The sequence below is a fragment of the Paenibacillus sp. FSL R5-0345 genome (genome assembly GCF_000758585.1).
Taxonomy (GTDB): domain Bacteria; phylum Bacillota; class Bacilli; order Paenibacillales; family Paenibacillaceae; genus Paenibacillus_AQ.
This window is the reverse complement of the sequence record NZ_CP009281.1, coordinates 4,639,700-4,663,580: the sequence shown is the minus strand read 5'-3', so window position 1 is coordinate 4,663,580 and position 23,881 is coordinate 4,639,700. Positions and strand designations below refer to the sequence as shown.

Sequence of the window (23,881 nt, the reverse complement as noted above, 5' to 3'; positions counted from 1 at the left end):
GCGATCTTCCCATTACGGGAAGATCGCTGCTCTTTTTTGGTAACAATTACAGACGATTATCGATCTTATTGAAAATCTGAGAAGCGCCACTATTTTTATTACACATTACTACTACAGTCTCACCACTAGCAGGATAGAAAGCCGATCGGAAGGAAACGCCGGGATCGTAGCCCATAATGTGGAACTTGATCACCTCTCCTTCTCGGAGGGTGATCCATACACCATAACCATAATATCCTTCGCCGTCCACATGAATGTGGGGTGTAAGTAACAACGAAGTGAGTACTGGACTCAAAAGTGTGTGGTTCATTAGCCCTTTCCAGAATAGCTGCATATCGGGAGCGGTTACAAAAGCTCCACCGTCAGCGCCTCCCTTTACCGGGATTGAATAGATGTTGGTCCTCCAGTCACCGTTGTCTTCCTCTATGTATCCGAGTGCACAATTGGCAGGTAAGGCATCTAACGTAAAATAACCGGATTGCTTCATTCCACAAGCCTTAAAGATGTGAAGCTCCACATAGTCGCAAAAGGACATTCCACTCAATTCCTCCACCAGAAGGCCTAGCACGATATATCCGGCATTGTTGTAGTGGAAACGTTCGCCAGGGGTCCGCATCATGGGGAGGTTTTGGAACATCGACACAAAGTCATCAAGCTGCCGCAAAGTGTACATAGGTCGTGTTTTCCACAGTTCCTCGAAATCATCCATGATTGTTTCATCAAAATAATCCGGAATACCAGAACTGTGCGTAAGCAGCTGATGTATGGTGATCTCAGGATTAAAGAGAGGGAAATCTACCTTTTTCAGATAATCTAAGACTCTACTTTCGAAAGAAATCAATCCCTGTTCGACAAGTTGGCAGACGGCAACCGCCGTAAATAATTTACACCCGGAAGCAATCCCAAACCGAGTATGAATATTGTTTTCGCGTTTATCCGACTTATTAGCATAACCGTAACAGCTGCTGATGATTTCTTTATCCTGTTGATTTACCAGGACTATGCCAGAGAAATTGTTCTGTTTAGCTTCTGCTTCAATACAATCTGCAAGATGGTTCATCTGTATATTCACTCCTCTATAAACCTGTTATGTTCTTAAATAGATTCGTTCCAACCTTTCATTTTCCTTTAAAGGGGCTTAAATGAATACGGAAAAAATGGAAATCATTAAAATTTGAAATAATTTTTGATCTCCCCTATAATAAAAATGCTCTGCAACTGCTGCTGGGCTTTTTTTAATTGATAACCTTATAACTTCTTGTGATAAATAATTGTGGTTATTTCCTTGAAAATGGAATAATTTTCACCCTTTCTGACGAAACTGGAACACAGTACCTGTGATATGAAGGTTAACGTTCAGGAGGGGAACCATTGTGAGAAAATTGCGTTTTGCTGTGCTTGTGCTCTGTATTGCTGTGTCGGTTCTAGGACCTATGTCAGGCGCTTATGCAGAGGAAAAAAACAAGGACTCTGGCAGTAAAGCTGCCGCTGTAGACCTCGCACCGGGAGCACGTTCTGCGATTTTGATGGACGCTGGTACCGGCACTGTTATTTATGAGAAGAACAGCCATGATAAGCTGCCTCCCGCAAGTATTACGAAGATTATGACGATGTTACTAACGGTGGAAGCGCTGGATGAAGGTAGACTGCAACTGACGGATAAGGTGCGGACAAGTGAATATGCGGCTTCGATGGGCGGATCGCAGATTTTTCTGGAGCCGGGTGAAGAAATGACGGTAGACGATATGCTCAAAGGCATCGCTATGGCGTCTGGTAATGATGCTTCTGTCGCTATGGCGGAAAAAATAGCGGGTTCAGAGAGTGCTTTTGTAGACTTGATGAATAAACGTGCAGAGGAGCTGGGTCTAAAAGATACCCATTTTGCCAACTGTAACGGTCTTCCAGCCGCCAATCACTATTCCTCTGCATACGATATTGCGGTCATCAGTCGGGAACTTTTGAAGCATGATCAAATTATCAAATATACGGGTTCCTATCAGGATTACTTACGCAAGGATTCAACCAAACCGTTCTGGTTGGTGAATACGAACAAGCTGGTGCGTTTCTACACTGGTGCTGATGGACTGAAGACAGGGTATACTGCAGAGGCTAAATTCTGTCTGTCCGCTACAGCGGCAAGAGATGGCCTGCGTGCAGTCGCTGTTGTGCTAGGCGAGCCGAACACAAAGACACGCAATAGTGAAGTCTCAGGCATGTTCGATTACCTGTTCTCGCAATATAAGGTACACACGATCCACAAAGAAGGGGATGCTATCGGCACCCTCAAGATCGAAAAGGGCGTAAAATCGGAGCTGCCGATCACAGCGAAAGAGACGTACAGTGTTCTTTTGAAAAAAGGTGTGGCCCAAGAAGGCATTCGCCACGAATTAGTATTGCCGGAAAGCGTGAAGGCTCCAGTGGCTGAAGGTCAATCTGTAGGCAAGCTGGTTGTCTACCAAGGGACCCAAGTGATTAAGGAATATGATTTAAAAGCTGGGGAAGCTGTGCCGAAAGCAGGCTGGTGGAAGCTCTTTAAGCGTACAACAGGCTCGATGTTCGGCGTAGATTAAAAACAGTTTTTTTGTAGATTACCCCCATGTACTCTGTAGATTCATAGGGGTTTTCTTCTAGTTTTGTCGTGAGGCAGGATTCCTGATTTGCCGCGTAGAAAACCTTGTCCTTGAAGGGAATTAGTACCGTCTTTCAAGGTCAGTTTTCAAAGCAACGAAGAGGAGAGTGGCAAGCATGAATTCTCATGTGGAGATGGAGCATCACAGAGGTGTGTTGATTGTCCGTTTATCAGGGGAGCTGGACCATCACGCAGCAGATTTTGTAAGAATGGATATGGATGAAGCGATTATGCGTGGTCAGGTATCGCATTTAGTTCTTAGTCTTAAGCATCTGCAGTTTATGGACAGTTCAGGCCTAGGCGTGATTCTGGGAAGGTATAAACTGATCCACAGTAAAGGTGGAAAAATGGTGGTGTGTGATGCAACGGCACCTGTAAAGCGGCTGCTGGAAATGTCAGGCCTGTTCAAAATCATGCCCCTATATGACGACGAGAGTACTGCACTCTCGGATTTGGAGGTTGCGTTATGACAAATAGTAAGGCTGGTAACTTCATGAACGTGCAGTTCGCTGCACGCTCGGAGAATGAATCGTTCGCGCGTGTAGTCGTAGCGGCGTTCGTTTCCCGGCTTGATCCTACGATGGACGAGCTGAATGATCTGAAGACAGTCGTGTCGGAAGCGGTCACCAACTGTATTATTCATGGGTATGATAGTGATCCGGAAGGCATTGTGACCATTTCGGCATCACTGGACAACGAAACCGTACATCTAACCATTGAGGATCAAGGACGGGGCATTGAGGATTTAGAGCTGGCGCAACAGCCGCTGTATACCTCTAAGCCGGAGCTGGAGCGGTCGGGCATGGGCTTTACTATTATGGAGAATTTCATGGATGAATTTGAAGTCACTAGTGAACCGGGACACGGTACTTCTATCTCAATGAAGAAAACCATCGTCTCGAAAAAAGCTTTATACAATTAGGGGTTGGAGCCATGGATGCAGAGTCAAAAAAAGCTCCGCCGACCTATTTGGACGATGCGGAGGTCAAACGTCTTATCGCGCTCAGTCAGGCCGGAGATAGTCTTGCCCGTGACACACTTGTAAGCTGTAATATCCGACTGGTCTGGTCGGTAGTACAGCGGTTTATGAACCGCGGGTATGAGCCTGACGATTTGTTCCAGATCGGTTGCATCGGACTGCTGAAGTCCGTAGATAAATTTGACCTCAGCTATGAGGTCAAGTTCTCCACTTATGCTGTGCCGATGATTATCGGTGAGATTCAGCGTTTCCTTCGTGACGATGGTACCTTGAAGGTCAGTCGTTCCCTTAAGGAAATGGCTAACAAGGTTCGTAAAATGAAGGATGAAATGTCTAAAACACTTGATCGTCTGCCTACGATCGGTGAAGTTGCGGAAGCACTAGGGGTTACACCCGAAGAAGTGGTATTTGCTCAAGAAGCCAATAAACCACCGACTTCTATCCATGAGACGGTGTTCGAGAATGATGGAGATCCGATCACGCTGATTGATCAAATCGCTGACGAATCACAGGAGCGTTGGTTCGATAAGCTGGCATTAAATGAAGCGATCGGAGGCCTCAGTGAACGTGAACGTCTGATTGTCTATCTTCGTTACTATCGTGATCAAACGCAGTCGGAGGTCGCCAGTCGTCTAGGGATCTCTCAAGTGCAGGTATCTCGGCTGGAGAAGAAAATACTTCAGAATATCCGTGAGCAGATTGCTCAGTAGGATAAAGTTATTCATGTAATGACGCTTGTAAAATAGCGAATTAGAACAAAAAGCCGCCCCGAAAAGGGGGGGCTTTTTATGTGGAGATGATCTCAACATGCATTCACTCGGCGAGGAGAATGTGGTCACATGGTCTATGGATATGGAAGAAAATCTGTTGACGATGTCGAATATTTTAGAGGAATGGGTTGGTTGTACAGGGAAGACTATACCACGCAGCCCTGATTTTTTGCGGGAATTTGTGTATGCAGTGGATCTTGATCGATATGATGCTTACATGCAAAGATTAACTGCTGGTCATATCAGTAGTCTTGAGTATCGGATGCAACTACCTACTGAAGGACTAAAGTGGGTTCAATTTATCGGTACGCCAATTCTAAATAAAGAGAACAAGGTCTACCGAATAGATGGAGTTATGCTGGACATTACTGAACAAAAAACAGCGCAAATACAGTTGGAAAGCTCATATTCTTTGTATCATCAGATGTTCTCTAATCTTGACGTGGCGATTTGGTCTTATGATTATGTAACTAAGAAAGTATTGTTTATATCGGATGCCGTCCTTAATATCACCGGTTATTCCGTTGAACAGGCGAAAGAAGATGATTTTTGGTTCCGTATTGCTCATAAAGAAGAAACCCCCTCGATTCAAGAGATCCTAACAACGGCTCGGCAGGGGATTCCAAAGCTTAGTGAATATCGTATTATCCACGCAAGTGGAGAGCCTCGATGGATACAGGTCAGAATCATACCCAGTCTGGATGAATTCCATACGGTAGTTCGGCTTGACGGGATCTTGGCAGATATCACTGAAAGAAAGTTGATGAAAGAGGCTTTGCTCAAAAGTGAACAGCGTTATAAGTCCTTATTTGACTATAACTCAGACGTCGTATGTGAGGTGAATCTGCAAGGTAATATTTTGGCAATCAATTCTACGGCAGAGCAAATTACTGGAGAATCTATAAGTATGGTTGGAGAGAATTTGTCCATCATGAATCTATTTGGAGCAGAGAATATACCGAGGATGTTAGATTATTTTGAAAGAACAGTACGGGGATCTGCTCAGCATTATGTTGTGTCCTCTTCCCGTAAGGATGGATCAGTGAGCCACTGGTCTATGAAAAATATCCCGATTTATGTGAATAGTCGTATTATTGGTGTTTTTGTGGTTGCTAGAGAGATAACATCAGCTGTAGAAGTAGAACACAAGTTGGCGCAGCGTGAAGCAGAGTATAGACTTATTATTAATAATATGAAGGATATGATGGGGGTCCTGGATCAAAAAGGTAATTTCATTTTAGCCTCCCCCTCCTGTGAGACCCTGATCGGTATTCCTGTAGGCTTAATCAAGGGCACTACCATACTTGAGTATATCCATCCTGATGAGCAAGAAGGCTTGCGAGAACAGATTTCAAATATTTTTCGGACAAAAGCAAGCAAGATGTTTTACAATCGTTTTATTCATTCAAAAGGTTATATCCTAAATTTAGAATGTATTGCTACTCCCGTTCTAGGTGAGGATGGAGATGTAATGAACATTGTGATAGTTGCGAGAGACATTACGAAGAGAGTTCAAATGGAAAAAGAACTAAGGGAAAGCGAGGAACTAAATCAGCAGCTGATCAAGATGTCGCCTGAAGCGGTCGTTCTCCATAGCGATTATAAGTTTGTGTATGTGAACTTTTCTTGTCTTGGATTATTTGGTGTTTACGATGAGAGTCAATTGATCGGTAAAAATATTTTCAATTGGGCACATCCGGAATTTCTGTCGCTGGCAAAAGAACGAATGCGTGAAATCTATAAAGAGCCCTATAGAATCCTAGCACCAATTGAACAAAAGGTTGTACGTTCAGATGGAACGATTATCGATGTAGAGGTAACAGCTAGCTCCATTGTGCACAAAGGAAAGGTCGCATGTATCTCGATATTTAGGGATATAAGTGATCGCAAAAAAGCAGATGAAGACAGAGAACATACAGAGCAGATTATTCGTGAGAGTGAGGAACGGTATTTTCACTTGCAAACGAGTCTGGATCAGTTCTCCCAAGACCTTTTTGGTGTCATGAAGATTAGCCATATGGAACAGCGGTTGCTTAGAGAGGTCAGAGACACTCTGCAGATAACCAATATACATTTTATCGAAGTTGAATCTAACAGTGATAAATTATGTGAAATTATTGAGACTGAGCAAGGGTATTCACTCAAGATAGGGGAGTCCCGAGGAAAAAGCTACTTACTATCGATTAACGAGAAGACGGTTTTATTGGAAATCAGTTCTATTCGTGTGTGGCTGGAGACCATTACCCGTTATGTCAGTGTTCTCTTTGATCATTTTTTGCTTATCGAAGATTTAACGAAAGACCTTGAGCTAGCGGCTTCCAAGCATGTGGCTCCTACTTGGCTTCTCCGCTTTATGTTTAATTTATCCGAGAATGAGCGAAAACGTCTTGCTCAGGATTTACACGACTCAGCGCTTCAAGAACAAATTATCTGGTATCGTAAGCTGGATCTTCTCTTAGGTGAAAAGTCCATCAATGGGGAGTTTAGAGAACAGCTAGAACAGATAGCTGAAGGCTTACTGGATGTTATCTATCAACTGCGGATTATTTGTAACGAGCTCAGACCTCCTGCATTAATCAATGAAGGTCTTATCTCCTCGCTGGAGACGTTGTTTGAATTTACGCAGCTGCGTACCAACTACCAGATTTATTTCGAGGTTGAAGCATTTACACATAAGTTGGATGATGAAGTGCTTATAGGTTTGTACCGTATTGTGCAAGAGCTTTTAGCGAATGCAGCGAAGCACTCTTTTGCGACTGAAGTCCACATTACCTTAGCTAGTGAAGACAATCATATTCATTTGAATTATAAAGATAACGGAATTGGAATGAATCTATTAGGAGAGGACTCGCTTACAAGTATGGGTATTTATGGAATGAAGGAAAGGGTTCGGAGTATGGATGGGACGATAGCATTCCACTCGCCAGAGAAAAAAGGATTAGCAGTCTATATATCTATACCTGCAGATTAATCATGCGGTATAACAATTAAAGAGGGGTAATCATAGGCATGATTCAAATATTGTTAGTGGATGACCATCCATCAGTTATGGAAGGGACAAGAATGATATTAGAGCAAGAAGGAGATATGAAGGTTACTCTAGCCATTTCAGCTCATGAGGTGCTTGAAATGGTGAGTAGTCATTCTTTTGATGTAATGTTATTTGATCTTCATATCGCAGATGTGAATGGGATTGATTTGGCGAAGCAAGTATTAACCATGAACGCGGATGCGATTATCTTAATCTATACCGGATATGAATTTACCAACAAATTTAACCTGATGATCGAATCGGGGATATTTGGGTTTATCTCAAAAACGACGAATAGAGAGCAGTTAATTACAGCGGTACGCTGTGCATTAAGAGGTGAAGTCATTCTACCGCGAACCTTAGTCAAGCAGCTAAGAAAAGTACCTCCAAAAGGATTAGAAATTAATGATGAACAAGCAGTCTCCAAGATTAGCAAAAGGGAACATGAAATGCTAACGGAAATTGCAAAAGGAAAAAGTAATAAAGAAATAGCGGAGATTGTGCTGATGAGTCAGCGATCGCTCGAATATAGTTTAACGAATTTGTTCCAAAAGCTAAATGTGAAATCTAGAATTGAAGCGGCTATAAAAGCTAAACGGTTAGGAATATTGAAGGACTCAGATTTTACTAATTCATTGTGAAAATACGTAACAATCTCATAGATTGAAATCCCGATCACTGGATGGTGAGACGGGATTTTTTTGTTTTTCGCTTCTTGGCGGGGGTGCGCAATAATTTTGCGCGGTCACGCCAATTTTTTTCGGTTACCATATTCTGCTTACAGTTTATGATGAAATAGTTCCTAAGAATTACTAAAAATTGACTAACGTAATGAGGTGCAGAAGGGTGAAATGGTTTTATAATTTGAGGACAGCGGTAAAGCTAATCTCAGCATTTGTGTTGGTATCAGTCATTTTATGCTTTGTAGGATTCTATGGAATAAGCAATTTGAGTAAGATGGATGAGTCCATCGAGGATATGTATAATAATCGCTTAACACCGATTGCCTATCTCGGTGAAGCGAATGAGCTTTTTTTAACAAATAGAATAAATATCCGAGATATTAATACGATGGCCAAAACCGAGGTGAAGAAAAAAGAGTATCAAGATAAAATACATAAGAACGTCCAAAGCATTGAAGGCATCATGAGTAAGTATAGTAAGACAAAATTGAGAGAAGAAGAGTTAAAGAAGATGAAGACTTATCCCGAGATCTGGCAACGCTATATTACCAGCGTGGATCACGCGATCGAAGTGGATAAAACCAATATCAGTAATGAAGAGTATACGAATTATTTGCTAACAGGAGATTTACAGCTGGCTACTACAGAGATGACGGATTTCCTGCAAGGTTTAATTGACATCAATATGAAGCAGGCGCAGGGATCCAGTGATAGTGCTAATAAACTATATCAATCCTCTCGGTTAATTACCTTTAGTGTTACGATTATTGCACTTCTGATCAGCGTGGGTTTTGGCTATCTAATCTCGCAAATCATAGCACGGCCTCTAAATCAAGTGATGCGCCTGCTAGGTAAAGTAGCTAATGGGGACTTAAGCGAAACTTCGAATCTAAATTCCAAGGATGAGATCGGAAAACTCGCGAATTCTGTGAATGAAATGGTTCTGAACTTAAGGCGAACTGTGGGGGGGATTTTGTCCTCTGCAGAAAGTGTCTCGGCGGCTGCGCAGCAGATATCAGCCAGTACAGAGGAAGTGGCTAGCGGCAGTATGAGTCAAGCCACTGCAGCACAAACGATGAATGAGTTGTTCCGGGAATTGTCTGATGCAATAAATTCAGTAGCCCAGAGTGCAGAGCATGCCTCTGAGCTGTCAGATCAAACCATGCGTATCGCTCAGGACGGTGGTCTCGTCGTTACGAACTCTATACAAGGAATGACTGTGCTAAATAATCAAATGTCTAGATTAGAGGAAGACTCCGATAGAATTGGAGAGATTATTGCAGTCATTGATGATATTGCAAAACAGACAAATCTTCTGGCGCTAAACGCAGCTATAGAAGCCGCTCGTGCGGGTGAACAGGGTCGAGGTTTTGCCGTTGTGGCGAATGAAGTAAGAAAGCTAGCAGAGCGGAGCAGTGAGGCTACGAAACAAGTCACGAACATCATTAAAGAAATGCAGAAGAATACACACCAAAGTGTGAATGCGGTAGTTGAAGGCGTAGCTTTTTCACAAAAAAATGGGGAAGCCTTTGATCATATTATCTCTATGGTGAACGATACCGCTCATAAAGTAACAGAAATCGCTGCTGCCAGTGAAGAGCAGGCCGCGCAGTCATCAGAGGTGCTGTACTCGATCGAGAGTATATCGGCAGCAACAGAAGAAATGGCGGCAAGCAGCAGTGAAACGGCAACAACGGCTAATGCATTAGCACAGCTTGCGGAGGAACTAAATGCACTCGTATCTATTTTTAAAGTGAAGTAAACAGTGTCATGGGGATCATCATTGATAGGAGAGGAGAAGTAGTGCAAAAGATAAAGGTGCTCGTTATAGCTACTTCAGTAATGATGCGGAAACAGATCTCGAACCTAATTACGGAGGATTCAATTATCGAGGTTATTGGAGCAGCTCGTAATGCATCCGAAGCGGTTAGTATGGTTCAAGAACTCAGGCCTGATGTCGTGACGATTGATATAGAAGTGCCGGAATTGAATAGTTTAGTAGCACTCTCTAGTATTATGTCACAGCGTCCAACCCCTATCCTAATCCTAAGCTCAGGATCAAAGGATGGAATAATAGCAACCATCACAGGTCTACAGAATGGAGCCGTAGATTTTATATCCAAGCCAACTCAGTTATATGGACTTGATTTATCCCATATAAAAGACGAGCTCATATTCAAAATTAAACATGCTGCTCAAATTCCATTGCGAACCCTTATCCTTAACAATATAACTGTTTCCAAAGTGATTACAGGACAACAGGCAGAAGACAATTCTAAAACTGAGTGTATAGAAGAATTCGATCAAATTATCGCCATAGGGTGTGGAGTAGGTGGACCGAAGGCGCTTGAAATCGTAATTAGCTCACTCCCGGCGAACTTCCCATACCCCTTGTTAATCGTTCAACATATGCCGCCCAAGTACACGAAGGTATTGGCAGAACGATTGAAGCGGTTCTCAAGTGTACAGGTGGTTGAGGCGAAGAATGATCAGTTGGTGCGCGGCGGAACAGCCTATATCGCACCTGGTAATTGTCATATGACCGTAGTTCAACAAGGGCAAGCATATAGAATCAAACTACACAGGAAAGCTCCGGTGAACGGGCACCGTCCGTCCGTGGATGTGTTGTTCGATTCGATCTCAGGATTAAAAAGCTTGAAGCAGCATTTGATTTTGATGACCGGAAGGGGTAACGATGGGTCGAGAGGAATGCTAAACGCCAAACAAGCTGGCGCCCAATCTACATTGGTAGAATCGCAAGAGACTTCTATTATAAATGAAATGGCTGAAGCGGCAATGGCGCTCGGGTGCGTGGATGATGAGGTTCCTTCGCACTTGTTAGCTTCGAAGGTTATGGAGGTTACGGGGGAGCTACAGCGTTAGATTAGAATGAAAAGGGTCTCCTTTGGAGGCTCTTTTTGTAATGTTACAGTCTTTTTGTTATTTCTACGTTATATCGGTGATGCCCTCTTAATCTCTGCTTTATAAAAATAACCCAAACCTCTGTGAGCAATCTAACAACCGAACGCACCACTAACCTTTATATTATTAGCAGAAATGCAATAATTCCATTTAATGTTAATCACTCCGAGCTATGAAGGGGAAGGTGTGAGCAAGCATGGCCATCCTAGAAGTAGAGAATCTCTCAAAAGAATATAAAGGCAAGGGCAAAACAAATGTATTTCGGGCGCTAAACGGGATAAGTCTGAGTGTGGATAGCGGCGAGTTTGTAGCGATTATGGGACCTTCGGGAAGCGGTAAAACGACACTGCTGAACATCCTTAGCGGAATCGACACGGAGTATAGTGGGGTAGTACGGATTGCAGAGACTAGTATAAGTGAGATGTCTAAGAACGAGCTTGCACTGTTTCGTCGGCAGCGAATGGGGTTCGTTTTTCAAGATTATAATCTGCTTGATAGCCTGACCCTACGGGAAAATGTAATGGTGCCCATGGTGCTGGATGACCAAGAGGTAGACGACATCAATACCAAGACAGATGAGGCGATAGTACTCTTTGATCTGGGCGAGGTGAAGGATAAATATCCGTATATGGTTTCAGGAGGACAGCAGCAGCGAGCGGCGATTAGCAGAGCGATTATTAATGATCCGGAGGTGATTTTTGCGGACGAGCCAACGGGGAATTTGGATTCCAAATCCTCAAGTATAGTGATGAAGACCTTCGCCAAGCTGAATGCTATGAAAGGAGCGACGATTGTGATGGTCACGCATGATCCTTTTGCGGCCAGCTATTGTAATCGCGTGCTTTTTATCAAGGATGGGAAGACTCTATTAGAGATTACTAGAGGAGATAAAGAGCGGAGAGCTTTTTTCGATAGGATTCTGGAGAGTCTGGTCTGCATTGGAGGGGGGGAAGATGACCTTTAGGAGAATGGCTTTTCAGATTTTCAAGGCCAACCTTAGAAGGTATTTGTTATTTTTCCTATGCAGCAGCTTTACGATCATGGTCTTTTTCGCCTTTTACTCCCTGTATACGAACCCTGATTTTAATGATCCCTATCAAGTGAATGGGATGGTGTCCGGTAATTTATATGCTCCTTTCTTGGTTATGAGAGTCTTTGCTGTTCTTTTTATTGTATATGCCCAAATGGCCTTTTTGAAATTTAGAAAAAGCGACTTTGGGCTGTTAATGGTTCTAGGAATGACGAGCCACAATATCCGGAAAATCATATTTTTTGAAAATAGCATGATTGCATTAGCTTCGATTCTTACGGGTTTAGGTGCAGGGACGGTCTTCTCCGGTCTTTTCTTCTTCATTATCTCGTTGTTTGTTAATATAGGGGATAGTGCGTTTTCACTAACGCTGGATAGTTATCTGTATACCATCAAATTCTTCGGGATGATTTACATAGTTGTAATTGGAATCCATTTAATATTAACATTGAGATACAACATTCTACGCCTTCTAAAAGAATCCAGGACCGCAGAACGTAGCCTTCTACATGGTAAAATCACCACAGTCATCGGAGGTTTACTGTTGGGGATCACTGTTTTTGATATGATCACTCAGTACAACCCTGATGATGCCCGTAGGATGTTAACCAACCTTGGAGTAAGTATGGTGGGTGTCTACTTGCTGCTGTCAGGACTTGGCGACTGGATGAAACTCATCTTTTCGAGATCAGCGAAAGCTTACCATAAGCATTTGATGTTTAGCTCCAATTTGAATTATACCCTTGGGCGCTCCAAAATAGTGCTTTCACTCATCACCTTCCTCGTTTTCATCACGATTTTCTTAAGCGGTATTATCTTTTATATCACCTGGGATGCTGAGAATATTTCTGTGAAAAACAACCCTTATGATATTGCCTATGCAGAAGGATTTGGAAAAAATAGTATTCCACCAGAGACACTCAACGAAATCACGGATCATGGTGCTACACCGCTGCTGTCACACCAAGAGCTGCAGTATATTGACTTGTTCTATTTCAAAGTGTTTTTGGACCAGAACATCAACACTTTAATCGGCAGTGATTATCATGTGGAGAATGGTCACTTTCTTAATCTTGCCTTAGTTGCTCCAGGCGAAGAATGGAAGAACCAAAGACCGGAAATGCCGACCTTCGATATGAAGCTTCCTACCGGGAACCATACGTTACATTCACAAGGTCTCGTATTAAAAATGATATTTAATCCTGTGCCGAATCTCATGAATGGTCTTCATGTCATAGTAAACGAAGTTGATTATAAAGCGTTGAAAGCGGAGAATATGGATGCGATCGGGAGTCTTCAACTCCTAAGTTTCAAGGATTGGAAAAAGACTTCAGGTATAGATGCTGAGCTAAATGCGGCTTTAGCCAAATATAATAAGGACCATACGAAATCCTGGTATGGAAATGATCGGCAAGAGGCGCTCGTATTTTCTACGAAGTCTAGAATAAGTGAGTATTTTCAGTTGAAGGAGTCCGGGCAATTTGGAATCTTCGTCATTACATTCGTTGGTCTAATATTCTTTGGGGCTTCTGGTATAGTGCTTCATTTCAGTATCCAGACAGATTTAGAGCGAGAGAGGATCAAATTCAGGAAGCTGAATAAGATTGGAATCACTTCTAAAGATGTGGCTCAAATGATTGGCGGCCCCTTAAAAGTGTTGTTTTTTCTCCCGTATGTACTAGGTATTGCGTTAGCTACTGTGTATGTTGTTAGTTCTTCAAGATTCGAAATGTCCGTAGCTCTGGCACCATTTTGGTTTTGTTTGTTAGTAGGTGGGGCTTATCTTTTATTTCAAGTCCTCTTTTATTATCTATATACCAAAATATATACTCGCAAGATGCTGGATCATCTCCAACTACTCGAAGTTCCCTTAACAGAACAAGATTCGACACCCATTTACCTTGAAATATGATAGTGTATAACATACAAAACTATAGGGGGATTCCATTTGAAAAAGATTTTTTCCAGAATTGCAGTCGCATTAATGATTTTGACCCTTGTTGCGATAGTCACTTGCTTTTATATTGGTGAATTCACCTATGCGTATGGATTAATTTTGGTGCTGTTTTTCGTATTTGCGGGGATGGGGCAGCTCTATAAGCTTAAAAATGATGAGTATATGTACAAAAAATTAAATAACACTGATGAGTATAATGGATATACTAGATGATATAAATTTAACAGAAACTTCTTATGATAATCAAAACACCCCACTTTAGGCGATGCCTAAATAGTGGGGTGTTTCTTTATGTGTCTATTCTTATTTCTTACCGTTACGCTCAAGAATCATATCAACGAACAGATCGATTTGTGCGGTAATGGCAATAGGATCATAGCGATAGAACGTATCAAAATCATTGTAGAACAGATGGTCGTTCTTCGCAGCAGCAAGTCCGTTCCAAACGGGTGATTCCTTCAGCTCTTTCAGCTTATCGCCTTTTTTATCAGGATCATAAGTGGTTAGGAACATGTAGTCAGCTGCATATTCTGGCAATAGCTCCATGGACAGCTGCAGTGTTTGGTTGTCGTTGCTGTTCTTAGTAGGCATTTTCAGCTTAAGCGCATTATAAAGGGCTTGTCCACCACGACCAGCATTATTACCGAAGGTCCAAAGCTCACCTTTGTCCGTCAGCTCATAGATTCCGAAAGTATCATTTTCATTCACAATCCCATTAAGCTTCTCACGGCCTTCAGCGGCCTTTTTCTCAAAGTCAGCTATGAATTGTTCAGCTTTGTCAGGTGCCCCTACAATATCACCGAACAGTTTTACGGTTTCATAGATATTCGTAGCAGTTCCGTAAGGGATATGAATGGTTGGCGCAATTTTGGATAAAGCATCGTAATTATCATCGTACATAACGACAATTAGATCAGGTGCAAGCTCTAAAGCTTTCTCAGCGTTGACTGGAGCACCGACATCTTGTGTGTTTTTGAGTAAATCTTTCAAGAAAGGGTTGTCAAAAGTACTAGGTTCAACTCCTATAACGTTAGCTCCAACGGAAAGCAATTCACCGCCATAATAATCGGTAACGATACGCTGAGGTTTAACTGGAATTTGCACAGTACCTTTGGCAGTTTCATAGCTGCGCATTTCAGCATTGGAAGCATCAGGAGCAGGCGTTGCCTCTGCACTCGGCGCAGTTGTTGCTTCGGTTGTAGCTGTTGGTGTATTAGATGAAGCATTGCTATTTCCCCCGCAGGCGGTCACAAATACGGACAATAACATTGTGAGTGCCAGGATGGGGAAGAGGGTCTTTCTTTTAAACATGGTAAACCTCCCTATGTATACATGCTAATTAATAATAATGAGAATCATTATCATTAATATTTTCAATTTGAACTTTATCAAATCCAAGAATGCCTGTCAATGCAATAAATTAAATAGTAGCAATTAAATCTATCTATTGCCAAACCTAGGAAATGTAATTTACAATAGGCTAATGATAATGAGAATCAATTTCATAGAAATAGGGTGGCATTCATGAATCAACAGATAACTTCCAGGATAGGAGCCGATAAAGGAGCTGTTAAACGAGAATTTCGTTCACGACCTTGGGCGGCAACATTAATCCTGGTTGGCGGTCTGGCGCTATTATTATTAGGTATCGCTGTTTCCGTCTCCTTTGGCGCAGCAGATATTAAGCTGTCTGTAGTGTGGTCAGCTGTATTCCACTTTGATCCGGAAATCATGGATCATCAGATTATTAGAGAATTAAGATTACCTCGTGTACTTGGCGGGGCAATGATAGGGGCCAGCTTTGCAGTTGCAGGTGCCATTATGCAAGGAATGACGCGAAATCCATTGGCAGATTCAGGTCTGATGGGTATCAACTCAGGTGCAGGATTTGCGCTAGCATTGTGTTTTGCTTTTTTTCCAAATTTATCGTTTATGTATTTGATTCTATATTCATTCGTGGGTGCCGGCGTTGGCGCGGGTGTGGTATACGGAATTGGATCACTTGCAAAGGGCGGATTAACTCCTGCTCGGTTGGTACTGGCGGGTGCTGCTTTTAGTGCGCTATTATCGGCACTCAGCGAAGGGGTAGCTTTATATTTTCACATTGGGCAAGATTTGGCTTTCTGGTATGCGGGAGGCGTGGCTGGAACGAAGTGGATTCAGCTCAAAATCATGTTCCCTTGGATAGGGGCGGCATTAATTGGTGCGATGATAATCTCCCGATCGATCACAATGCTCAGCTTAGGTGACGATGTTGCGAAAGGTCTAGGCCAGCGCACAGGGCTTGTGAAGTTGGCAGGCGCGTTAATTGTATTGATTTTGGCCGGATCATCGGTTGCCGTAGTTGGTGCAGTTGGTTTCATTGGACTTATTATTCCGCATTTAACACGATTTTTTGTGGGTGTCGATTACAGATGGATCATTCCTTGTTCGGCGATTCTTGGCAGTCTGCTTGCAGTATTTGCCGATCTAACAGCACGGATGATTAATCCGCCTAATGAAACGCCACTTGGCGCCATTATAGCACTGATAGGCGTACCTTTCTTCCTTTATCTTGCACGTAAAGAAAGGAGGGAGCTGTAATGATGGAGAAGACGACATTCGGTTCCTTCGAAGCCGCCAAAAACAAACGGGGCTTAATTATCATGATTTCGTTGGCTGTACTAATTGTGATTGCTTTTATTATTAGTATGAATACAGGATACATACGTTTGACTCCTATGGAGCTGATTAATACATTGTTCGGTAGAGGTACTGATAAGCAGGAATTAATCTTGTTTCAGTTTCGGCTTCCACGTATTGTGATCTCCGTTCTGATTGGTGCAGGTCTGGCAGTGTCTGGAGTTGTGATGCAAGGCGTCTTCCGTAATGCCTTGGCGGATCCTGGAATTCTAGGGATTAATGCCGGCGCAGGAATTATGGTGATGCTGTTAATTTCTTTTTACCCGACGGCGACCGCGGCTCCAGTGTATCTGCTGCCAATGGTAGCGTTCGTCGGTGCGGGGCTAACAGCTGCCTTAATCTATGCTCTAGCTTATAAGCGGCACCAAGGAATATCGCCTATGCGCTTACTGTTGACTGGTGTAGCTGTCGCAGCTGGGATGAGTGCAGCTATGATCGTGCTGACGCTCCGCTTAGATCCAGAGAAGTACCAGTTCGTGGCTACCTGGCTTGCGGGCAGCATTTGGGGAACAAGCTGGAAGTTTGTACTTTCTCTCCTGCCGTGGATTCTTATTCTGGTGCCTTATGTAATCTATAAGGCAAGAGTGATGAACGTACTGAATCTAGGGGAGCAGACTGCTGTGGGACTTGGTGCCGCAGTAACGAAGGAACAATTTCGACTTCTTGCGGCTGCAGTTGGGTTAGCAGCGGCGAGTGTCGCTGTCAGCGGTGGAATTGGTTTTGTGGGATTGGTCGGACCCCATTTGGCGAGACGGCTGGTTGGACCGAAGCATCAACTCATGCTTCCAACCTCGGCACTGCTTGGGTCACTGCTCGTTATTACAGCGGATACCATTGGACGCTGGATCCTTCAGCCGTCTGAGATTCCTACGGGTATCGTTGTAGCAGTAATTGGAGCACCATACTTTTTGTATTTGTTAGCCCGTACGAAATCTTGATGAAAGTAGGCTGATCTCTCACCAGAAGGAGCGAATTCTTACCATGTTGCGTCGTTTTTTTGCTTACTATAGGCCCTATAAGGGATTGTTTATTCTTGATTTTTCTTGTGCTATTGCTGCTGCACTACTAGAACTAGTCTTTCCATTAGCTGTTAACCGGGTAGTAGATGATCTGCTGCCAACAGGCAATTGGAGATGGATCCTCTATTCCTGCCTCGGCTTGCTGGGGATATATATTGTCAGCGCCTTTATGCATTTTGTCGTCACTTACTGGGGGCATAAGCTGGGGATTAATATCGAATCGGATATGAGAAAGAAGCTGTTTGATCGAGTACAAAAGCTGTCTTTCAACTTTTTTGACAATAACAAGACGGGTCATCTGGTATCCCGTATGACAAATGATCTGATGGATATCGGTGAGATTGCCCACCATGGACCGGAGGATCTCTTTATAGCAGTCATGACGCTGCTCGGTGTATTCGGCATCATGCTGAGTATCAATTGGCAATTAGCTATACTGACGTTTGTGATCGTTCCGCTTATGATTTATTTATCCATGTACTTCAGCCGAAAAATGTCTAAAGCCTTTCACATCATGTTTGCGGACATTGCCGACTATAACGCTCGCGTAGAGAACAATGTGAGCGGGATCCGCGTTGTGCAAGCTTTTGCTAACGAGAATCATGAAATTTCCCGCTTTGCGGTGAATAATGAGCGCTTCCGTATTACGAAGCTGATGACCTATCGGATTATGGCATGGAACTCCTCTTTTAGCTTTGTATTGATGAAACTAGTCTCTTTATTTGTCCTACTGTGCGGAACCTATTTTGTGATTCAGAAGCAAATGACTTACGGTGAATTCATTGCATTTGTGATGTTGTCCAATGTTTTCTTAGGACCGTTGCAACAGATTAACTCAGTCATTGAGACGTATCCCAAAGGGATTGCAGGCTTCAAACGTTATCTCGAACTGCTGGAGACGGAGCCGGATGTTGCTGATGCACAAGATGCGAAGCCAGTTCATCATCTTACGGGGAATATAGCCTTCCATGATGTGGCTTTTGCCTATAGCGATAAAGAAAAGGTACTCGAGCATGTGAATCTATCAATTCCAGCAGGAGAGACCGTTGCTCTGGTTGGTCCATCGGGTGCGGGTAAGACAACGTTGTGCAGTTTGCTACCTCGCTTCTATGATGTAACTGGAGGCAACATTACTATTGATGGAATGGACATTCGTTCCATGACGCTTGAATCTCTCCGTTCCCATATTGGGATTGTACAGCAAGATGTATTTCTGTTTGACGGAACGATCCGTGAGAATATTGCTTACGGGCGGTTGGGTGCCTCCGATGAAGAAATCTGGGATGCAGCGCGGCGCGCTCAACTGGAAGAACTGATCAAATCCCAGCCTGCTGGGCTGGATACGATGATCGGGGAGCGGGGCGTGAAGCTCTCTGGAGGTCAGAAGCAGCGGCTGTCCATTGCCCGGATGTTCCTGAAGAATCCAACGATTCTCATTCTAGACGAAGCTACATCAGCACTGGATACTGAGACGGAGTCCGCTATTCAGGAGGCGCTTGCGGAGTTGTCACAAGGTCGTACGACACTTGTTATTGCTCATCGGCTGGCAACGATCAAGAATGCCGACCGTATCGTTGTCGTTGCGGAAGGTGGTATCGCAGAACAAGGCAGACATGAAGAACTGTTACTGACAACCGGAATTTACAGCCGATTACACGAGGCTCAGTTTGGGGCGTAAGCAGCTCAGAACATCGATAGAATATACTATTGGAGGGACATAATGAACAATCAACTGGAATTATACGATGTAACGATTATTGGCGGCGGACCTGCTGGGATGTATACAGCTTTTTATAGTGGAATGAGAGACCTAAAGACGAAATTGATTGAAGCGAAGGATGAGCTCGGGGGAAGAATGCTAGTATATCCTGAGAAAATGATTTGGGATGTAGGTGGGGTAACACCTGTACTATGTCGTCAATTGATAGATCAGCTTGCTCAACAGGCACAGACCTTTGACCCTACGATTATTTTTGGACAGCAGATCACGCATCATGAGCGTCTGGAAGATGGAACTTATATTCTGACCTCGGCTACAGGTGAGCAGCATTGGACTCGTACGGTCATCCTGGCTATTGGTTACGGAATTTTACAAATGGCTAAGCTCGAAATTGAAGGTGCGGACCGTTATGAGGTGACGAATCTTCATTATACCGTTCAGGAGCTAGAGCCATTCCGTGGTAAAAGAGTACTGATCTCCGGCGGAGGAGACTCCGCAGTAGACTGGGCGAATGAACTGGAGTCCATCGCAGCAAGTGTAACGATTGTACACCGTCGCGAACAGTTTGGTGGTCATGAGAAAAATATTGTGCGAATGAAGGAATCCTCAGTTAATGTTCGCGTGCCCTACGCAGTAAGCCAATTACACAGCAGTAATGGTGAGACCATTGATCAGGTTACGATTAGCCATATCGAAACAGGTGAGAGTGAGCAGTATGAGGTAGATGCTGTTATTGTTAATCATGGCCTGAAAAGCGATTTTGGTCCGTTACGGGAATGGGGCATTGATATGGGCGAGTGGTGTGCGAATGTGAGCGGAAAGCTGGAGACGAATCTTCCGGGTATTTTTGCAGCAGGTGACTTTGTGGATTATAGCAGTAAGGTCCGGTTAATCGCCGGAACCTTTACCGATGCAGTGCTTGCGCTGAACAGCGCCAAACTGTATATGGACCCCTCTGCACCTAAGGCTGCATATGTTTCTTCTCACAATGAGCGGTTCAAAGAGAAGAATAAGGCGCTTGGCGTCGTTGATGACCATTAATACCGGTAACTTCTCAAGGTATAGAGTTGGAGTTTAGTGTTGAGCGTATAGGGTTTCTTATCCATTTCGAGCGGATAGAAGCCTTATGCGCCTTCTTTATATTTCAAGGTTCAAAGCCGGATGTTCTGGAAGGGAGAAGAAATGAAGCCACACAATCATAACGTGATTCATAGAAATTATAAGTTAGAAGAGGCTGGAATACGCAAGTGTGGAGACATGCATACATCTAATCCTCTTATTGTCAGATCGCCGCTCTTTCTGGCTCCGCTGGACGGAACGGTTCATATTATTGTAGAAGGCGAGGTCGTGATTCTAAAAATAGGTGAAATTCTTTTCTTAAACCTAGGCACGACTTATCAAATGAAAGGAACATCCTGATCTTGTACAAGATGTCGCTTTTAAAGAAGGCTGGGCGTCTCTTTCACACGAAGCCATCCCAAAGTATCTAGGGGAAGCTAATTACGATGTCAAAACCTATTACTTCTCGGATGCTTATGCACTGGACAAGCAGCTTGATGAGATTGTAGCAGTGCTGAAGTCTTTTCAATAAGTTTAAACTCCAATTATGAGATAAAATCTCTTCAGAATGTAATGAGATTTTTGTAGGAATTATAAAAGAATAAAGGGATGTCTGCTAAGCCTCTATGGCTTCGGACATCCCTTTTTACTCTTGCATTATTTATTAGCCAATCGGCGAGGTCTTCGGTCTGGGTTAATACCGCGATAGGGTCATAGTACCAGGAACGTTCTTCTTTCCATACATAGAGGTGTCCATTTTTGACAGCAGGAAGGTTGCCCCAGAATGAATCTGCCTTGTAATCCGCTTCAGTAAGGTTGTTGGAGGTTAAGATAATATAATCTCCGGCATACTTAGCAAGCGCTTCTTTTGAGATTTCCGCCCATTGCTTCTCCATAATCTCTGCTGCCACAGCTGTAGGCGGCTTGCGACCTAACGCCTGATAGATGGGTTGTCCACCTCTACCAAAGTTATCACCATAGACCCAGATGGATTTCCCACCGTCTTCCATGATGGAGAAGGTTGCATCTGCCGGGAGGACCTTGTCCACTTTTGCTTTAGCTTCGGCTATCCGTTTGTCATAATCTGCAAGCCAAGTCTTTGCTTCTTGTTCCTTTCCAAGGAGCTCTCCGAAATAGGTTAATTCTGCATGAGCATCTTTTAGATCCCCGTAAGGCACAATGATGGTAGGGGCAATTTTGCTAAGCGTTTCATAGCTTTCTGCTTGTCCCGAAATAATCAAGTCAGGATTTAGTGCGATGATTTTTTCTGGTGACATTTTACCGTACGCTCCTGTGTCTGCAACACCGGTAAGAGCCTCCTTATAATACATATTTTCTAGGGTCAAACCTGGAGCTCCGATTGGAATAGTATCAAGTGCTATTAGACTTCCCAAGTATTCCTCAGCGACAATTCGTTTAGGATGAACAGGGATTTCAACATCACCTTTTACGGTATTTACTGTTTTGACAGTAGGGGTTTCAGCACTTTCTGCTTCTTGATTCTTTTCGGTTGGTGTTTGGGTTGCTGCTGAATTACTTGTGTTGCTGGTACCGCCTGTATTCTCCACCGAAGTATTGGAATTTCCACAAGCTGAGATGATTAGAATTAACGTCAGCATGAGGGGAAATAGAAGCCAATGATTCCGTTTGGTAGTGTTCTTTTGTAGATTATGCAATTTGTTGTTCCTCCTATGGTAATTGATTATCATTCTCAATAAAAACTTTACAATCTTCTTTGGGTATTTACTATGGACGAATATGATCTTTGCTTGTGCATATTTATGATGTCATCACACGTAGCAATTCTTGAAGCTGTGCTTGAGAAGACAATGGATCAAATCCATAGAACATGTCCGCTTGGTTCAGAATGTATACCCGGTTGTTACGAACTGCATCTAATTGCTTCCAAGTACGGGAATGCAGAAGGCGAGTGAGGCGATTTCTTCCCTCTGATGATGATGGGATGCTAGTGATAATAATATAGTCTGCAGGATAGTTTCCGATTTCCTCAATAGATGAAACAAGATACCCGGAATCCATTATTCCGTTCTCCATAATGATGGATGGTGGTTTGAATCCAAGATCTCCGTATAAAATCTGGCAACCCCTTCCGTAACTGCTACTGAAACAATACGCTGCTCGGGAACTAAGCTCCCAAACGATGGCTGTCCCTCTTTCCGATCCTATCGAATGGTTCAGTTTCTTATTGGCAGCATGGCAGAGCCCATCGTAATGACCTAACCATTTCTCTGCTCGCTCCCGCCGATTGACTACATCGGCGATCAAACCAAATTGCTCTCGCCAGCTCATTTGCATAAAGGGGAGTTCAATAACCGGAGCAACAGGAGTCAGGAGCTTATTCTCAGGAATACTGTAGCTGATAATGACATCTGGCTCTGCTGAGGCTACTGAATCGAATAGGAGGGAAGAACTACCTTCGCTCATTATTAGTTGTTTGGAAGGTGGAACTTGCTCTAAGCTCCGTTGCCAATCGGAATAAACGCCGAGTTGAGGCATAATTTCCAGTACCCGTAGGATAGCCGTGTGATTGTAGTTCAAGGCTACAATTTTTTTGTTCATGTGCTGATAAGCTGTAGGTGAAATACCGACAAGTTGCTTGAATTTACGGCTCAGATAAGTCCCTTCTTCATAACCAACCTCGTGGGCTAGAGTTGTTAGATTTGGGGAACTTGTGAGGATTCGTTGCTGCGCTTTACGGATTCTTAATAGAGTAATATAAGCACTAAAAGTTTGACCCATGATTTTACGAAAGGTACGAGAGAAGTGTTCGGGGCTTACTCCAGCTAACGTAGCCATCTGCTCCCGAGTGATATCTTCGTTGTAATGAGCTTCTATGTATTCAAATACAATTTCAAGCCAGCTTCCTGATCTCTCCTTTTTTGTAGCCAGTTCCTGATAAAGCTCCGCAATGAATTGAGTGAACAGCTGCTGAACCTTAAACGGTTTCCGATCATCTGGTTCTATCCAAGCACTGTAAAGCTCACCGGACAGTGCCGACAATTGTGTGGAAGCGGGGACTAATGAGGAGCTGACAGTTAGAAAATAATCCTTATGCCTACGGTTGGCCATGGTGGTGTACTCTATCCATATTCCATGTAACTGTAGCTCTGTTTCCAGCTTCAAATCTGAAGATACGCCAAAAGTAAGGATGCTTCCGGGTTTGACGCTGTGAAGCTCACCATCTATCTCAAGCTGACCTATGCCTTCCCAGACAATCATAATAATAGAGTTAGCTGCTGGGATGTTATCGGTTAGGAAGTGTGAGAGGCCTGTTAGACTACTAATCTTGACTGGCATATAAAAAGAATGGGAATGATGTGGCATCCCGCCGGAATGGATAGGCATGTTTGATATCGCTCCCTTTTTTCAGTGATAATCA

At 43.4% G+C, this 23,881-nt stretch carries 20 protein-coding genes; 16 read left to right on the top strand and 4 right to left on the bottom strand.

Translation table 11 applies throughout. The features are described from left to right. Nucleotides 1-46 precede the first annotated feature (46 nt). A complete protein-coding gene (locus R50345_RS20760) occupies nucleotides 47-1,060 on the bottom strand; it encodes a serine hydrolase domain-containing protein (protein ID WP_042129734.1) in 1,014 nt (337 codons plus the stop codon). Nucleotides 1,061-1,370: 310 nt separating this feature from the next. Between R50345_RS20760 and R50345_RS20755 the strand changes: the two genes are divergently transcribed. The 11 genes from R50345_RS20755 to R50345_RS20705 all read left to right on the top strand — a co-directional run bounded on the left by R50345_RS20755 (nucleotide 1,371) and on the right by R50345_RS20705 (nucleotide 14,214). Beyond that, complete coding sequence (locus tag R50345_RS20755; RefSeq protein ID WP_375105437.1) at nucleotides 1,371-2,570, top strand: D-alanyl-D-alanine carboxypeptidase family protein; 1,200 nt, start codon at nucleotides 1,371-1,373, stop codon at nucleotides 2,568-2,570. A 175-nt stretch (nucleotides 2,571-2,745) separates the two neighbouring features. Then, nucleotides 2,746-3,099 (top strand): anti-sigma F factor antagonist, encoded by a 354-nt coding sequence (spoIIAA, locus tag R50345_RS20750; RefSeq protein ID WP_042129729.1) that lies wholly within the window; start codon nucleotides 2,746-2,748, stop codon nucleotides 3,097-3,099. After that, nucleotides 3,096-3,551 carry an anti-sigma F factor gene (gene spoIIAB / locus R50345_RS20745; protein ID WP_042129726.1) on the top strand — a complete coding sequence of 152 codons (456 nt, stop codon included), beginning with the start codon at nucleotides 3,096-3,098 and terminating at the stop codon, nucleotides 3,549-3,551. The genes spoIIAA and spoIIAB overlap by 4 nt, the downstream gene beginning before the upstream one ends. Before the next feature lie 11 nt (nucleotides 3,552-3,562). Then, complete coding sequence (sigF, locus tag R50345_RS20740) at nucleotides 3,563-4,318, top strand: RNA polymerase sporulation sigma factor SigF (RefSeq protein ID WP_042129724.1); 756 nt, start codon at nucleotides 3,563-3,565, stop codon at nucleotides 4,316-4,318. A 97-nt stretch (nucleotides 4,319-4,415) separates the two neighbouring features. Next, on the top strand, nucleotides 4,416-7,349 hold the full coding sequence (locus tag R50345_RS30390) for a sensor histidine kinase (RefSeq protein ID WP_052414673.1): 2,934 nt from the start codon (nucleotides 4,416-4,418) through the stop codon (nucleotides 7,347-7,349). Nucleotides 7,350-7,387: 38 nt separating this feature from the next. Continuing rightward, nucleotides 7,388-8,050: a response regulator transcription factor gene (locus R50345_RS20730; protein ID WP_042129722.1), complete on the top strand. Its 663-nt coding sequence runs from the start codon at nucleotides 7,388-7,390 to the stop codon at nucleotides 8,048-8,050. 205 nt (nucleotides 8,051-8,255) lie between these two features. Then, entirely contained in the window at nucleotides 8,256-9,854 is a 1,599-nt protein-coding gene (locus R50345_RS20725; protein ID WP_042129720.1) for a methyl-accepting chemotaxis protein, read from the top strand. A gap of 41 nt (nucleotides 9,855-9,895) precedes the next feature. Further along, nucleotides 9,896-10,975: a chemotaxis-specific protein-glutamate methyltransferase CheB gene (cheB, locus tag R50345_RS20720; RefSeq protein WP_052414672.1), complete on the top strand. Its 1,080-nt coding sequence runs from the start codon at nucleotides 9,896-9,898 to the stop codon at nucleotides 10,973-10,975. Nucleotides 10,976-11,210: 235 nt separating this feature from the next. Further along, nucleotides 11,211-11,978 (top strand): ABC transporter ATP-binding protein, encoded by a 768-nt coding sequence (locus R50345_RS20715; RefSeq protein ID WP_042129715.1) that lies wholly within the window; start codon nucleotides 11,211-11,213, stop codon nucleotides 11,976-11,978. Further along, complete coding sequence (locus tag R50345_RS20710) at nucleotides 11,968-13,956, top strand: FtsX-like permease family protein (protein WP_042129714.1); 1,989 nt, start codon at nucleotides 11,968-11,970, stop codon at nucleotides 13,954-13,956. Before R50345_RS20715 ends, R50345_RS20710 begins: the two co-directional genes overlap by 11 nt. 36 nt (nucleotides 13,957-13,992) lie before the next feature. Continuing rightward, nucleotides 13,993-14,214, top strand: a complete 222-nt coding sequence (locus R50345_RS20705) for a hypothetical protein (protein WP_042129712.1) — start codon at nucleotides 13,993-13,995, stop codon at nucleotides 14,212-14,214. A 90-nt stretch (nucleotides 14,215-14,304) separates the two neighbouring features. Here R50345_RS20705 and R50345_RS20700 read toward each other — a convergent pair whose 3' ends face one another. Then, nucleotides 14,305-15,312 carry an ABC transporter substrate-binding protein gene (locus tag R50345_RS20700; protein ID WP_042129710.1) on the bottom strand — a complete coding sequence of 336 codons (1,008 nt, stop codon included), beginning with the start codon at nucleotides 15,310-15,312 and terminating at the stop codon, nucleotides 14,305-14,307. A 213-nt stretch (nucleotides 15,313-15,525) separates the two neighbouring features. On the opposite strand from R50345_RS20700, the gene R50345_RS20695 reads away from it, so the two are divergent. The 5 genes from R50345_RS20695 to R50345_RS20675 all read left to right on the top strand — a co-directional run bounded on the left by R50345_RS20695 (nucleotide 15,526) and on the right by R50345_RS20675 (nucleotide 20,841). After that, nucleotides 15,526-16,584: a FecCD family ABC transporter permease gene (locus R50345_RS20695; protein WP_042129709.1), complete on the top strand. Its 1,059-nt coding sequence runs from the start codon at nucleotides 15,526-15,528 to the stop codon at nucleotides 16,582-16,584. 2 nt (nucleotides 16,585-16,586) lie between these two features. After that, nucleotides 16,587-17,621, top strand: a complete 1,035-nt coding sequence (locus R50345_RS20690; protein ID WP_042132334.1) for a FecCD family ABC transporter permease — start codon at nucleotides 16,587-16,589, stop codon at nucleotides 17,619-17,621. A gap of 43 nt (nucleotides 17,622-17,664) precedes the next feature. Beyond that, nucleotides 17,665-19,380, top strand: coding sequence for an ABC transporter ATP-binding protein (locus tag R50345_RS20685; protein ID WP_042129708.1), 1,716 nt, complete (start codon nucleotides 17,665-17,667; stop codon nucleotides 19,378-19,380). 42 nt (nucleotides 19,381-19,422) lie between these two features. Further along, nucleotides 19,423-20,463 (top strand): NAD(P)/FAD-dependent oxidoreductase, encoded by a 1,041-nt coding sequence (locus tag R50345_RS20680; protein ID WP_042129707.1) that lies wholly within the window; start codon nucleotides 19,423-19,425, stop codon nucleotides 20,461-20,463. A gap of 141 nt (nucleotides 20,464-20,604) precedes the next feature. Next, nucleotides 20,605-20,841 carry a cupin domain-containing protein gene (locus tag R50345_RS20675; RefSeq protein ID WP_042129705.1) on the top strand — a complete coding sequence of 79 codons (237 nt, stop codon included), beginning with the start codon at nucleotides 20,605-20,607 and terminating at the stop codon, nucleotides 20,839-20,841. 203 nt (nucleotides 20,842-21,044) lie between these two features. Here R50345_RS20675 and R50345_RS20670 read toward each other — a convergent pair whose 3' ends face one another. After that, nucleotides 21,045-22,157: an ABC transporter substrate-binding protein gene (locus tag R50345_RS20670; protein ID WP_231573850.1), complete on the bottom strand. Its 1,113-nt coding sequence runs from the start codon at nucleotides 22,155-22,157 to the stop codon at nucleotides 21,045-21,047. A 103-nt stretch (nucleotides 22,158-22,260) separates the two neighbouring features. Continuing rightward, nucleotides 22,261-23,847 (bottom strand): AraC family transcriptional regulator, encoded by a 1,587-nt coding sequence (locus R50345_RS20665; protein ID WP_042129703.1) that lies wholly within the window; start codon nucleotides 23,845-23,847, stop codon nucleotides 22,261-22,263. Nucleotides 23,848-23,881: the final 34 nt, after the last annotated feature.

Coding starts and splice junctions, on each gene's coding strand:
- R50345_RS20715 (WP_042129715.1), top strand. CDS start 11,211: ATGGCCATCCTAGAAGTAGAGAATCTCTCAAAAGAATATAAAGGCAAG.
- R50345_RS30390 (WP_052414673.1), top strand. CDS start 4,416: ATGCATTCACTCGGCGAGGAGAATGTGGTCACATGGTCTATGGATATG.
- sigF (WP_042129724.1), top strand. CDS start 3,563: ATGGATGCAGAGTCAAAAAAAGCTCCGCCGACCTATTTGGACGATGCG.
- R50345_RS20695 (WP_042129709.1), top strand. CDS start 15,526: ATGAATCAACAGATAACTTCCAGGATAGGAGCCGATAAAGGAGCTGTT.
- R50345_RS20685 (WP_042129708.1), top strand. CDS start 17,665: ATGTTGCGTCGTTTTTTTGCTTACTATAGGCCCTATAAGGGATTGTTT.
- R50345_RS20730 (WP_042129722.1), top strand. CDS start 7,388: ATGATTCAAATATTGTTAGTGGATGACCATCCATCAGTTATGGAAGGG.
- R50345_RS20760 (WP_042129734.1), bottom strand. CDS start 1,060: ATGAACCATCTTGCAGATTGTATTGAAGCAGAAGCTAAACAGAACAAT.
- R50345_RS20675 (WP_042129705.1), top strand. CDS start 20,605: ATGAAGCCACACAATCATAACGTGATTCATAGAAATTATAAGTTAGAA.
- R50345_RS20665 (WP_042129703.1), bottom strand. CDS start 23,847: ATGCCTATCCATTCCGGCGGGATGCCACATCATTCCCATTCTTTTTAT.
- spoIIAA (WP_042129729.1), top strand. CDS start 2,746: ATGAATTCTCATGTGGAGATGGAGCATCACAGAGGTGTGTTGATTGTC.
- R50345_RS20690 (WP_042132334.1), top strand. CDS start 16,587: ATGGAGAAGACGACATTCGGTTCCTTCGAAGCCGCCAAAAACAAACGG.
- R50345_RS20680 (WP_042129707.1), top strand. CDS start 19,423: ATGAACAATCAACTGGAATTATACGATGTAACGATTATTGGCGGCGGA.
- spoIIAB (WP_042129726.1), top strand. CDS start 3,096: ATGACAAATAGTAAGGCTGGTAACTTCATGAACGTGCAGTTCGCTGCA.
- R50345_RS20700 (WP_042129710.1), bottom strand. CDS start 15,312: ATGTTTAAAAGAAAGACCCTCTTCCCCATCCTGGCACTCACAATGTTA.
- R50345_RS20710 (WP_042129714.1), top strand. CDS start 11,968: ATGACCTTTAGGAGAATGGCTTTTCAGATTTTCAAGGCCAACCTTAGA.